At 62.7% G+C, this 13,023-nt stretch carries 10 protein-coding genes and 1 tRNA gene; 6 read left to right on the forward strand and 5 right to left on the reverse strand.

The genetic code is table 11. The features are described from left to right. Nucleotides 1-35: 35 nt before the first annotated feature. The 3 genes from DS839_RS09715 to DS839_RS09725 all read right to left on the reverse strand — a co-directional run bounded on the left by DS839_RS09715 (nucleotide 36) and on the right by DS839_RS09725 (nucleotide 1,926). A complete protein-coding gene (locus tag DS839_RS09715; protein ID WP_162918417.1) occupies nucleotides 36-1,142 on the reverse strand; it encodes an SGNH/GDSL hydrolase family protein in 1,107 nt (368 codons plus the stop codon). 102 nt (nucleotides 1,143-1,244) lie between these two features. Beyond that, nucleotides 1,245-1,321 (reverse strand) — tRNA-His (locus tag DS839_RS09720). 164 nt (nucleotides 1,322-1,485) lie between these two features. Next, nucleotides 1,486-1,926 carry a phasin family protein gene (locus tag DS839_RS09725; RefSeq protein ID WP_119270115.1) on the reverse strand — a complete coding sequence of 147 codons (441 nt, stop codon included), beginning with the start codon at nucleotides 1,924-1,926 and terminating at the stop codon, nucleotides 1,486-1,488. 307 nt (nucleotides 1,927-2,233) lie between these two features. On the opposite strand from DS839_RS09725, the gene DS839_RS09730 reads away from it, so the two are divergent. Beyond that, a complete protein-coding gene (locus tag DS839_RS09730) occupies nucleotides 2,234-4,780 on the forward strand; it encodes a sensor histidine kinase (RefSeq protein WP_119270116.1) in 2,547 nt (848 codons plus the stop codon). A 40-nt stretch (nucleotides 4,781-4,820) separates the two neighbouring features. Here the strand turns inward: DS839_RS09730 and DS839_RS09735 are convergent, their stop codons facing one another. Then, the gene (locus DS839_RS09735; RefSeq protein ID WP_119270117.1) at nucleotides 4,821-6,785 is read right to left on the reverse strand and encodes an acetoacetate--CoA ligase; all 1,965 of its coding nucleotides are present in this window, start codon (nucleotides 6,783-6,785) and stop codon (nucleotides 4,821-4,823) included. A 172-nt stretch (nucleotides 6,786-6,957) separates the two neighbouring features. Between DS839_RS09735 and DS839_RS09740 the strand changes: the two genes are divergently transcribed. From DS839_RS09740 to DS839_RS09750, 3 genes are read left to right on the forward strand one after another with little or no spacing between them, the layout of a single operon-like run. Next, a complete protein-coding gene (locus DS839_RS09740; RefSeq protein ID WP_119270118.1) occupies nucleotides 6,958-8,781 on the forward strand; it encodes an AsmA family protein in 1,824 nt (607 codons plus the stop codon). Between the two features lie 31 nt (nucleotides 8,782-8,812). After that, nucleotides 8,813-9,271, forward strand: coding sequence for a molybdenum cofactor biosynthesis protein MoaE (locus DS839_RS09745; RefSeq protein ID WP_119270119.1), 459 nt, complete (start codon nucleotides 8,813-8,815; stop codon nucleotides 9,269-9,271). Next, nucleotides 9,250-9,840 carry a thermonuclease family protein gene (locus DS839_RS09750; protein ID WP_119270120.1) on the forward strand — a complete coding sequence of 197 codons (591 nt, stop codon included), beginning with the start codon at nucleotides 9,250-9,252 and terminating at the stop codon, nucleotides 9,838-9,840. Before DS839_RS09745 ends, DS839_RS09750 begins: the two co-directional genes overlap by 22 nt. 5 nt (nucleotides 9,841-9,845) lie before the next feature. On the opposite strand, the gene DS839_RS09755 is transcribed toward DS839_RS09750, so the two are convergent. Continuing rightward, nucleotides 9,846-10,625 carry an adenylate/guanylate cyclase domain-containing protein gene (locus tag DS839_RS09755; RefSeq protein ID WP_119270121.1) on the reverse strand — a complete coding sequence of 260 codons (780 nt, stop codon included), beginning with the start codon at nucleotides 10,623-10,625 and terminating at the stop codon, nucleotides 9,846-9,848. Here DS839_RS09755 and DS839_RS09760 point away from each other — a divergent pair. Then, entirely contained in the window at nucleotides 10,616-11,071 is a 456-nt protein-coding gene (locus tag DS839_RS09760) for a hypothetical protein (protein ID WP_162918418.1), read from the forward strand. The genes DS839_RS09755 and DS839_RS09760 overlap by 10 nt on opposite strands. Before the next feature lie 699 nt (nucleotides 11,072-11,770). Further along, nucleotides 11,771-13,006 carry an amidohydrolase family protein gene (locus tag DS839_RS09765; protein ID WP_162918419.1) on the forward strand — a complete coding sequence of 412 codons (1,236 nt, stop codon included), beginning with the start codon at nucleotides 11,771-11,773 and terminating at the stop codon, nucleotides 13,004-13,006. The last annotated feature ends 17 nt before the right edge of the window (nucleotides 13,007-13,023 follow it).

The raw sequence follows: 13,023 nt of genomic DNA on the forward strand, positions 1-13,023 counted from the left end.
TAAATCCCTCCGACTTCGAACCGCTATGAAGTGCGTCAGTCGGGGCCCATCAGCTGGTCCACCAATTTCCGGGTACCATATGCCGACAAGTGCACGGTATCTGTGAAATAGGCCAGGGTCGCCCAAACGCTCTTCGCCGCTTGTTCTTCGGATCGCGCCAGCACGCCCGCGTCAGCCCATCGAAACCCCGCGGCCTCGACCAATTCCTTTAGTTCGGCCCTTTGCTTTTCCCGTCTCTGGCTGGGGGTCCACTCGGAGTCCTCGACGCGGGTCATCTCTGGCACCACCATGTAGATGGAAGGTGCAAAGACCACAGTGACTTTGCCGATCTTCTCGCGCGCCACGATGCTCTTGAGGGCCTCTATGACTTCCGGTGGCGATCCATAGGGATCCTCCGGTTGAAGATCGTTTTCACAATAGACATAGATGAGCTCGTCGATCCGCCCCTTGTAACGCTGTGTGGCGGCTTCGAGGCGGCAGTGGTTTTCCTCGGCTGAATTGCCGGGGACGCCAAGATTGACATAGCGGCGCGTGCCGTCGCGTGCCTGCATTTGCGAAGCGATCGTCACTTCATCATCGATCATCGCGCCAAAGGCGACCGAATCGCCGGCTACGAGGACAACGCGATCCGCCGCCACGTCGGGTACTGTGACGCGCTCTCCCTGGCTGTTCGTCGATATTGCAATATGCGGCCCGCCGTAACGACGGAAGAATTCTTCCACCCGTGGATCGAGCTTCTCATCCACCTTGTAGAAAGCTGTGGGGAACGCGTACGGACCAAAAGCCGATGCATGCAGGAAAAACGTGGTCGTGCGCAGATTGGGCTTCAAGGTCGGGCAGCCATTGTCCTTTGTCTTGATGGCCGCATCCTCATTGCGGGGAAATGGCGTGTGTCCGATGCCGATATCCGTCTCATTGATGAGCGGAAGGAGATCGGCCAGCTCCTGTGGATTGGAAAAATAGGGTGCATAGGCGGATTCATTGCTGCGAGGCTTGGAGAACCCGACCAGGGCACTGAGTTGGTAAACCACGCTGCGATGAGGTTTACGCCATTTGTAGAGGGAATAGACGCCTTCGAAGGCCGCCAGGGTGAGAGCCGAGAGCAACACGGATATCACTGCCGCAAATGCGAACTTTTTCAAGGCTTACAGCTCCTGGGCTTGTGTTCCCGCGGGGTTATTTGCGCACAAAAATATACAAAATAATAGGTGAGGCAAGGAACGCGAATGGCGTTGGTGGAAGAATGGTACAGCTGCCTGGCCTCGAACCAGGGACCTTCGGATCCACAATCCGACGCTCTAACCAACTGAGCTACAGCTGCACAGGTCCTTGAACGGCGCGCAAACTAGAGCATCGGACCGAAAAGTGCAACGCGGTTTTCGGATGAATCCGATGCGCAAAAACCAAGAAGCTCGGGCCATTTCAAGACGTGAAAAAGGCCCGTCTTTGCGAAACGGGCCTTGCTTGAAAATCCCAGTCCGAGAATCAGGCGACCGCCTTGGAGAGATTGCCGAAGGATTTCAGCACGCCGTCCTGCACCGGCTTCACCGTCTCCTGGGCGAGGAGCACGCCGAGCTCGTTGAGCTCGCTCGCCTGGCGCGAGAATGCGGCGAACTGGTCGCGCGTAAATTCCTGATGGAGTGCGGCAAATTCGGTCGGGTCCTTCACCGCGAAAGCCTTGCGCACGAAGGTGAAGGCGGAATTCATGTTGATCTGGGCGATTTCCATCGCCTTGAGCTGGATGTCGGCGGCGCGCGCCTTGAAGGCGCCGGCGGCGGCATCGAAATACTGCATGTTGGAATGGGCGAGGTCGCTCGCCTTGTCGAAAGCGGCCTGCGCCTGGTCGACCGACTTCTGGGCGAAATCAGCAACCTCGGGCGGAACCTCGACCGAAGGCGTCTCGACGATTTTCAGTTTCTTGCTCATGTGTCACGCTCTCCTTGTCCGCAGGCCCCAATCGAGCCGCGAGTGACCGTCATTCTCCTAGATAGGGACTATTTTTGTGCGATGCAACATATTTTGCAATGCAGCAGGAGCCTGTGGAGAACAGGCACGGAGGACATGATCCTCGCTGCGACTCCCGTTAGACTTGAGGCAGGCCGTTAAGCTTAATAAAAGATTGATGAATTGTAACCAATTAGCGATCGATTATAAACAAATTGCCAGGGCCGCGATTCTGCGGAGGTGGGTTTCAAGCAAGGGGTCATGGGTGCCAATGCCCATGACAGGGTAAGTGGGTCAGGCCGGTTTGCCAACGCTCGAGGATTTGCGGGACCTGCCCCAGCCATCCTGGCTGTGGGACAGCGAGCGGGCGCGCATCGTCTGGGCCAACAAGGCGAGCATTGCCTATTTCGGCGGCGAGACCTTATTCGACCTCCTCGACCGGCTGTTCGACCCGGCCGAGCCTGGCGTCGAAAATCTGGGGGCACTGGCGAAGCGCTTGCGGCGCGGCGAGGCGCGCAAGGCGCTTCTGCATTTCCCCTCGACCGGCGCCCTGACCCCGCTCTCCTGTCAATGCGGCCTTCATACCTTGCCGGACGGCCGCACCGGCCTCCTGGTGGTCAGCCTTGCCGAGACTGCCGAAACCCAAGGCCAGTCCGGCGACCTGGCACGTGCGTTCAGCGACCTGCCCTTCCCGGCCTTGCTGCTCTCGCAAGGCACGGTGACCTTCGCCAACGCCGCCGCCGAGCGCCTGTTCACGGCCGAGCAGCGCGGCTCCGTCTCACGGCTCCTCGGCGGCCCCGATGCGGCGCAGGATTTCCTGCATCGGGTCACTGCCTCGGGCACGCTCGGGCAGACGCGCAAGCTCGACACGGTGTTCGGCGAGCGCGAGATCCGATTGACCGCCAAATTCCTGCCCGTCGACAAAGGCGCCGAAGCCGTCATCCTGCTGATCTGCGAGGACGTCACCGACCGGCGCGCCCTCGAACGCAGTTTCGGCGTGGCGGCGGCCTCGCCGCCCGCCCCGGTCAAGAGCGAAGCTCAGCTTTCGCCCGCGGATGTCCAGGCTTTCGAAGCTCTCGGCAAGTCGCTCAGGGCGGAGAAGGCGCAATCGGCGCCCCCCGCCCCGATGAAGATCCAGGCCGTGCCGGTGCGCATGCCAGGCCTGCCGCCGGTCGTCACCCGCAAGATCGACAGCTTCCCTCATCCCGTCATCATCGTACAGGACGAGAAGATCCATTACGCTAATCCCGCCGCTCTCAAGCTTTTGCGCTTCGAGACGCTGGAGGGCCTGCAGGAGAAGATGGTCTTTTCCGGCGGGCCGCCGCGCGGCGTCTCGACCGCGCGGCTCGCGACCGGCGATGGCGGCGCCCTGGCGGTGGACCTGGCGGCGCTTCCCATCGCTTGGCGCAACGGACCGGCCCTGCAGATAACCCTGACCGAGGCCGCCTCCGCGTCGCCGGTCGAACAAGCCCCCGCGGCGCCACCGCCCCAGCCCAAAGCGGATGTCATCGACTTCCGGGACGCCCCCGCCCCGCGGCCGAGGGCCGAGCAGGTGAGCGAGCGGCCAAAAACCGAGCCGCCCAAGGCCGAGATCATTGTCGAGCCGCCCAAGGAGGAGCCGCGGCCGCAACCGCCGGCAGGAGCACCGCGGCCCGCCAAGGCGGAAGCCGCTCCGGCGAAGGCGCCACTCGAGATCGCCCGGCAAAGCGAGATCGCCGAGGACGAGGAGTTGCGCAACATCCTCGACACCGCGGCCGACGGCATCATCACGCTCGATGCCGCGGGCAACATCCGCACCTTCAGCGCCGGCGCCGAGGCGATTTTCGGCTATCGCATCGCCGAGGTCGTGGAAAAGCCTTTGGCGACCCTGCTTGCGCCGGACAGCCGCCGGATCCTGCGCGACTATTTGTCGGCCCTCCAGGGACCAGGGCTTGCGACGGTTTTCAATGACGGACGCGAAGTGACGGCGGTCGTCAAGCAAGGCGGCGTGGTGCCGTTGTTCCTCACCATCGGGCGATTGCATCCGACCACCCAGAAGGGTGCAGCCTTCTGCGCGGTCTTGCGCGACATCACCCAATGGAAGCGCACCGAGGCGGAATTGCGCGAAGCCAAGGACGCCGCCGAACAGGCGAGCCGGCAGAAATCCGAGTTCCTCGCCAAGATCAGCCACGAATTGCGCACGCCGCTCAATGCCATATTGGGCTTCTCCGAGGTCATGCGCATGGAGCGTTTCGGCGAGATCCAGAACGACAAGTATCGCGGCTATGTGAACGACATTCATTCGAGCGGCGCCCACCTCCTCTCGCTCATCAACGATCTGCTCGATCTGTCGAAGGTCGAGGCCGGCAAGCTCGAGCTCAACTTCACCGCGGTGGCGCTCACCGAGGTCATCGAGCATGCCGTCAAGATGGTGCAGGAACAGGCGACGGCGGGGCGCGTCATCCTGCGCCGCACGATCCCGGCGGACCTGCCCAATGTCGTCGCCGACTATCGCTCGATGAGCCAGATCATGCTCAATCTCCTGACCAATGCGATCAAGTTCACCGATCCGGGCGGCCAGGTCATCATCTCGGGCCAGCTGACGAAGGCGGGCGAGCTCAAGCTCAGGGTGAAGGATACCGGCCTCGGCATGACCGAGGCCGAGATCAAGGAGGCGCTCGAGCCCTTCCGCCGCATCACCACCGACGGCCGCGACGTGCCGGGCACGGGCCTCGGCCTCCCCCTGACCAAGGCGCTCGCCGAGGCCAACCGCGCCAGCTTCGAGATCTCGAGCGAGCCACGCAAGGGCACTCTCGTCGAGATCACCTTCCCGACCACACGGGTATTGGCAGTGTGAAATCCCCTCGCCCCGCGCGAGCGGGAGAGTGTGTGGAAGCTCAGCTCTTGAGCTCGGCCAGGTCCTTGTAGAGGTCGAGCGCTTCCGGATTGGCGAGCGCTTCCTTGTTCTTGACCACGCGGCCATGCACGACATCGCGCACCGCGAGCTCGGTGATCTTGCCGGACTTGGTGCGCGGTATGTCGGCGACCTGGACGATCTTCGCCGGCACATGGCGCGGCGATGCGCCCTGGCGGACCTGCTGCTTGATGCGGTTGACCAGGGCCTCGTCGAGCTTCGCTCCCTCGCTGAGCCGCACGAAGAGCACGATGCGCACGTCATTGTCCCAGTCCTGGCCGATCGCCAGGGCTTCGACGACTTCGGGGATGCGCTCGACCTGGGCATAGATCTCGGCGGTGCCGATGCGCACGCCCCCTGGATTGAGCGTCGCATCGGAGCGGCCATGGATGATGATGCCGCCATGCGGGGTCCATTCGGCGAAATCGCCGTGGCACCAGATATTGGGAAAGCGCGCGAAATAGGCGTTGTGATATTTCTCGCCATTCTCGTCGTTCCAGAACCTCACCGGCATGGACGGGAAGGGCACGGTGCAGACGAGTTCGCCCTTCTCGCCCCGCAAGGGCTTCGCTTCGTCGTCATAGACATCGACCGCCATGCCGAGCATCGGCCCCTGGATCTCGCCGCGCCACACCGGCGACAACGGGTTGCCGCCGACGAAGCAGCCGCAGATATCGGTGCCGCCCGAGATCGAAGCGAGATGCAGGTCGCGCTTGATGTCGCGATAGACGAAATCGAAGCTTTCGGCCGCGAGCGGCGAGCCGGTCGAGAACATCGTGCGCACGGTCGCGAGCTTGTGGGTCTCGCGCGGCTTGAGGCCCGATTTCTTCACCGCATCGATATATTTGGCCGACGTGCCGAAGAGCGTCATGCCCTCCTGATCGGCATAGTCGAAGAGCACTTTCTCGCTGGGGGCGAAGGGCGAGCCGTCATAGAGCAGCAATGTCGCGCCGGTCGCAAGCCCGCTCACCAGCCAGTTCCACATCATCCAGCCGCAGGTGGTGAAGTAGAACAGGCGGTCGCTGGATTTGACGTCGGAATTGAGCAGAAGCTCGCACAAATGCTTGAGAAGCGCGCCACCCGCGCCATGGACGATGCATTTGGGAATGCCCGTGGTCCCTGAGGAATAGAGGATATAGAGCGGATGGTCGAAGGGCAGCTGCGCGAATGTGATCGGTTCGGGCTGCTTGCGCGAGATATAGTCCTCATAGGCGACAGCGCGTGGAATCGTCCGCGATATATCCGTCGCCGTGCCGATATAGTCGATGATGACGGTCTCCTCGACGCAGGTGAGTTCCTTCAGCACCGCGGCCACCTTGTTGGCGATCGGGATGGTCTTGCCGTTGTAGTAATAGCCGTCGCAGGTGACGAGGAAGCGCGGCTTGATCTGGCCGAAGCGGTCGAGGATGCCGCGCTCGCCGAAATCGGGCGAGCAGGACGACCAGATGCCGCCGAGCGAGGTGACCGCGAGGAAGGCGACGATGGTCTCCGGCATGTTGGGCACGATGGCGGCGACGCGATCGCCAGGCTTCAAGCCGGCCGTGGCGAAGGCGTGGTGCAGCCGCGCCACCGCGTTGTTGAGCTCGCGCCAGCTCATCGACTTCTTCACCTTGTCCTCGCCGCGGAAGATCAGGGCGGTTGAATCGTCGGATTTGACCAGCAGGTTCTCGGCATAATTGAGCCTGGCGTCGGGAAAGAATTTGGCACCCGGCATCTTGTCGCCGTCGGCGAGCACGCGCTTTCCGCGCGCCGAAGCCTTGACCTTGGCGAAATCCCATAGACCGGCCCAGAAGAGTTCGGGATACCGCACGGAAAACTCATGAATGTCGCCATAGGTGGTGAACGGACCATGGCCATAGGCCTCGGTCAGATGCGTTCGGAAGGCGGCCAGGTTGGATCCGGCCTTGCGCTCGGCGTCGGGCGCCCACAATGGCTCGGCAGTCGACATCGCAATCCTCCCTCTCGATCGTCACTCGCTTTCCGATTGCACAATCTCTTGTGATCGGCGTGAATTACCCAAGCGGCACGATCATGCCGCATTTCCGTGCTCCCAAGGCCCCGAATAAGGGCTTGAAGTCAACCCTTGACTTCGTCGCCGGAATTGCCTTGCAAGGAGCCTAATGCGCAAACTCTTACTGGCCATCCTCGCTGTTGCCGCTGTCGTCATTGTCGCAGCCGGTATCTTGCTGACCACCCGCATCCGGGCGGTTTCGGCGGATCTTGCCCAACGCGTCGAGCGCCAGACCGGCATGCAGGTGACGTCGTCGGGCCTGCCCGGCATATCCTTCTGGCCGCGTTTTTCGGTATCCTTCGGCAATGTCGTCATCCCGGCGCCCAAGGGCTTTACCTCGGCACCGCTCGCCACCATCGAAACGATACGGATCATGCCCGCGGACGGCCTTCTGGGCCTCGGTGAAGCGGGCATCGACGAGGTCGTCCTCGAGCGGCCCAATATCAACCTGGTGGTGAGCGCCGACGGGCGTGCCAACTGGAACTATGCCGCGCAGCCGCAAGCCGGCGAGCCGCCGGGACTGCCGGTGCGCATCGCCGAGGGCCGCATCGCCTTTCTCGACGAGCGCAGCGGAGCGGCGGCCCAGATCACCAATGTGGAATCGCTGGCCTCGCTTGCCGGCCCAGCCGATGAATTCAACGCCAAGGGCTCACTTGTCTGGAACGAGCGGCGCGCCACCTTCACGCTCTTCCTCAAATCGCCGCAACGCGTCGCCGAGGACGGATCGCCAGCCGATCTCACGCTCGAGGCGCCGGGTCTTGCCTTCCAGTTCTCCGGCCGCGCCGCCCTCGCCCGCGGCTTCGAGCTCGACGGCCAAAGCGAGATCAAGGGAACCGATCTCGGCCTTGCGGCATCGTGGTTCGGGGCCGCCTTGCCCTCTGGCCTGACCGGCGCCCGCTTCGAGCTCGCCGGCGCGGTCGAAACCTCGAACAAGGGTCTCGCCTTCAACAATACGCAGTTCGTGCTCGACGATATGCGCGGTGAAGGCGACATCGCCATGGCGCTGGGCAAAGGGCGGCCGATGATCGAAGCCACGGTCGAAGCCCAGACGATCGACCTGACGCGCTACAGCGGTGCTGCGCCGTCGTCGGCGGCATCCTTTCTCACAAGCCCCTGGTCGTCGAAGCCTATCGACCTTTCGGCCCTCAAGACCCTTGATGCCGATCTCGACGTTTCGGCCAAGGCCTTCGCCTATGGTGCGCTCCGCACCGGGCCGGCACGCCTTACCGCCGATTTGCGTGACGGCAAGCTCGATCTCAAGCTCGCCAAGGCCGCCTATGTCGAGGGCACGCTCGATCTCGCTCTCACCGTCGACGGGAAGGCGGAGCAGCCGACGCTCCAGTTCAGCGTCAATGGCGAGAACCTCGCCGCCGACAAGGCATTGCTCGCCGCCGTGGGCTTGGGCGATGTGTCGGGGAAGCTCTCGCCCAGCCTCTCGGTCAATGCCACCGGCCGGACGCTCGCCGAGCTGATATCGACCTTGAAAGGCCAGGCGTCGGTGCGCATCGTCTCGGGCGCCATCAAGGGCGTCGATCTCAAGGCGGCCTTCGGCAAGGTCGCCAATACGATCCTCGAGGGCTGGGGCAGCGACCAGCGCGCCAGCACGTCTTTCGATGCCTTGTCGGCGACGTTCATCATTGCCGATGGCATAGCCGAGACCGGCAATCTGATCCTGACCAGTCCCGCTTTGAGCTTCACCGGCAAGGGCGAAGCGGATCTGCTGCGCCAGGCCATCGATCTCAAGGTCGATCCGCAGCTCGTGGTCTCGGGCACGGACGCCACGGCGCCGCAATTCGCCACCTTCCCGGTCGCCATCCAGGTCAAGGGGCCATGGGGTGCGCCGCGGATCTATCCGGACATGCCGGGCATCCTCGAAGATCCGGCCGCCGCCTATGCGGCGCTCAAGAAGCTGGGTCTCGGCACGTCGGATTGATCGGTCGCGCCATTATTGGCAAGATGCCTGCATGATCCGCGTTCAAGAGAAAGCCTTCGATGCCGCAGCGGAACTCGAGCAGTTCCGACACGCCAATCGCGCCAGCGGTGCGACCTGCATGTTCATCGGCACGGTGCGCGAGATGAGCGAGGGAGTGCCTATCGAGGGCATGACGCTCGAGCATTATCCGGGCATGACCGAGAAGGCGCTGGCCGAAATCGAGAAGGAAGCGCTGGCGCGCTGGCCTCTCGAAGCGAGCCTGATCATTCATCGCCATGGCCGGCTCGAGCCCGGCGACGACATCGTGCTGGTGATCACCGCTTCGGCGCACCGCCAGGCGGCCTTCGCCGCTTGCGAGTTCCTCATGGACTGGCTCAAGACCAAGGCCCCGTTCTGGAAGCTCGAGGAGAGCCAAGGCACGTCCCGCTGGGTCGATGCCAAGGACCATGACGATGAAGCGGCACGGCGATGGGATCGCCGCCGGTCGTAGGATATCCACGCTATCGCAGGCGGTGGCGCCGCGGTCCGCCGCGTCCGCCACGGCCTTGGTGGCGAAGCCTGCTCGACATCGCGATTTTCACCGCGGCCGCGGCGCTCATTCTCCTCGCTGTCCGCGTCTTCAACCAGGTGACGGTGACGCCCGGCAATGTCGATGTCATCGACGGCGATTCCTTCAGGCGCGGCAAGGACGAGATCAGGCTCAACGGCATCGATGCGCCCGAATATCGCCAGACCTGCCGCGACGCGGCCGGGCGCGACTGGGATTGCGGGAAGGAGGCGGCGCGCGCCTTGCGCCATCTCGTGGCCGGCCGCATGGTCGAATGCACCGGCCTCGATGCCGACCGCTATGGCCGTCTCGTCTCGCGCTGCACGGTGGGCGATGTGGTGATCAATTCGGAGATGGTCCGTCTCGGCTGGGCCATCGCCTATACGCGCCATGGCACGCTTTATGTGCGCGAAGAGGACGAGGCGCGCCGCGACAAGCGCGGCATCTGGCGCGGCACTTTCGATCTGCCGGAGGACTGGCGCGAGATCCACCGCTCCGACATGAACGATTGAGCGAGTTACAGCATTTTGCGGAACAGGACGATGGTTCTGAGGGCATAGACCAAGAGGATGGCGAGCGTCGGCCATTGGAACCAGAGCTCGCCGCCGGACAGTATGTTGATGAAGAACAGGAAGACGATCAGCGTCGCGGCATAGGCGGTGCTCATCATGAAGCGGTGCATGCGCTCCCGGCGCTGGATTTGCCTGGCATCGTGCGGCGGATCGACCGGCTCGTGCGCCGGCGCCGCCGCCGCGGCTGTCGCAGCACCTCCCGGCTCCAACACCACCCGATAGACCGGGACTTGCGCCGATATGTTCTTGATCGCCTTGCTGCCCAGCGCATCGAAGCTTACCGCGAGCTTGTCCTTCACATGATCGAAGACCGTGCCTGAGATGAGGATGCCGCCCGGATCGGCCAGCGCCTGGAGCCGCGCCGCCACATTCACGCCGTCGCCGAACAGATCGTCATTGTCGACCATGACGTCGCCGAGATTGACGCCGACGCGGAACCACATCTGCTTTTCCTTGGCGAGAGCGGCATTGCGCTCGGCAATCGTCCGCTGGATCTCGACGGCGCATTCGACGGCTTTCACGACACTCGGAAACTCGGCGAGGATGCTGTCGCCGGCGGTATTCACCACTCGTCCGCGATGCTCGGCGATCCGCTCCGCCGTCAGCTCGCGATAGGCCTTGAGCGTTGCGAAGGTGCCTGTTTCGTCCTGGCCCATCAGCCGGCTGTAGCCGACGGCATCGGCCGAGAGGATGGTGGTCAGCTTGCGCTCGGTGGATGGGGTCATGGACGGCCCTTACCACATCATCAAGACACCCAAAACCGGCGCTTCCATCGATTGACGCAACGGCATATTCGCCGCAATATTGGCGCGTAGAAGAAACAAGAAGTTCAAGGTTTCAGGAGATGAAACTGTTCAAACACACGATCGCCGATTGGCGGCGAGAGGCCGTAAAGACGGACCAGACGAATTCCGGCTCCGTCTATCACAAGATCAAGAGCGAATTTGAAACCTACATGATCTATTCGTTCAACAAGGACGATATACGCTGGCAAGCCATACTTCAGGTGGCGCAAAAGAAAATGAGCGATGCCGTCGATGCTGCCGACTGGAAGACCGCGACCACAGCGCAGGAGCTTCTGAATTATCAGAGCGCCCTGGATGAGTGCCGGAAAATGCTGGTTGCAGCCGGCTGGACGCCGCCACCGCCAAACGGGGCCGCTGTCGACTGATCGACAGCACGCAAGGAGGGTACGGCAATGAAAAACGTCTTCATTATCGCCGGGCTGATTGGCGCAAGCTTGATTTCGGCAGCGCATCCCGCCAGCGCTAGGTTTTGCGGCTGCCACTCCAGCTACGGTCGGTGGAAGTGCACTCCTTCAATCACATACTGCGCAAATGAATGCCGGGACACATACAAGCTTTATCCTGATCGAGCGTCATGCCTCAAAGGTCGAAACCAGTCTCAGAAGCCCGCTCAAAAAACGACCCAGACTAAGAAGAAACCTCGGTGAACAAGCAAATCGAGGCTAGCGGCAAAAGGCTCACCCATAAAGCGTACGCGCGAGCGATTTTTCTTCCCCTGCCCGCCGCTGCCGAATAGTGCTTCTGATCTGGGCAGCGCCAAATTTGACTCTACGTGAGACCCGCCTTTATTACTGTTTTGTGGCGACAGGGAAGAAAGACGGCCGCCGCGAGGCCGAGCTTGAGGCGGCAATCGAGCGGATCAGGCACGAGACTTGGAAGACCGGGCAGACATTGCCCAAGCTGCGCCGGGTCATTGCCCTTATCCTGCAGGAGTCGAAGCACGAATGATTTGGAAAGACATTATCCAGATCACTGACACGCCGTGGAACGTGGACGACAGACCGCGGTATATGAACAGGATCGTGCGCTGAATGTGGCAACGGATCCGAACGAGGGTAGAAAGAATGAGACTCGCGCTGTTGGTTACGATGATCGTCGCTATTCTCGCGGGGGTGGCCGGCACGTCGGCGCCGCGCGCCCAAGTGACAGCCGATTCGGCGTTCGTCATTCATGCGGCGACCATGCTCGACGGGCGCGGCGGCTCGACGCGTAATGCCTACGTCGTCGTGCGCGGCGGACGGATCGAGCGCGTCGCGACATCGCCCGTCAGCGTCCCCGACGCGCGCGTCATCGAGCTCGGCTCGGCGACTCTGCTTCCGGGAATCATTGATGCCCACGTCCATCCGGGCTGGTACGTCGATCGCAACGGGAAGCGAAACTCACAGGACAGCGGCGACTCGCCGGTTCAAGCGGTGCTCGCGCGCGCGGGAAATCTCTACGCCACTTTGATGGCCGGCGTTACGACCATTCAAAGTGTCGGAGGCGGAGGCCTGCAAGACATCGATCTCCGCGACGCCGTCGCACGCGGATGGATTCCCGGCCCGCGCATTCTCACATCGATCACGCAAATCGGTCGGGCACATATGTCTATGTCCGCTGACTCGCTTCGCATTAGCGTCCGCGAGCTCAAGGCACACGGTGCCGACATCATCAAGCTGATCGCATCATCGGAGAGCGCGCTCCTCTCGGAGGCATCATTCTCCGATGAGCAACTCTCGGCCATCTGCGGCGAGGCAAAGGCGCAAGGAATGCGCTCGCTCGTCCACGCGATCAGCGCGCAGAGCGTTCGCGCCGCGACACTCGCCGGCTGCACGCAGATAGAGCACGGAAGGTTTGCGACCGATGCGGAGCTCCGCCTCATGGCCGAACGCGGGACAATCTTCGATCCGCAGGTCTGTCTCGTCTTTCAGAACTACATCGATAATGCCGGCGCGTACAATTTTACAGACTCGTCGCTCGCGGATTACAAGGCCCGAATGGCAGCGGCGTCGGAGGCGTTCGGTCGCGCGATTCGAACGCCGGGCCTCAAGATCGTGTTCGGCACCGATGCCGTCGCGCTAGCGCACGGCCGCAACGCCGAGGAGCTCGTGTGTCGCGTGAAGTCGGGTCAGTCGCCGATGGAAGCGATCGTCTCCGCAACGTCGGCCGGTGCGGCGGTACTCGGGCTCGGCGACAAGATCGGAACAATCGCTGCCGGCTACGATGCCGATCTCATCGCGGTCGACGGCGATCCGTCGCGCGACATCGCCGCGATGCGGCGCGTGGTCTTCGTGATGCGAAGCGGGCGGCAGTATCGATAGGCGAACTCGCTGAAAAA

This window comes from Taklimakanibacter deserti (genome assembly GCA_003574785.1).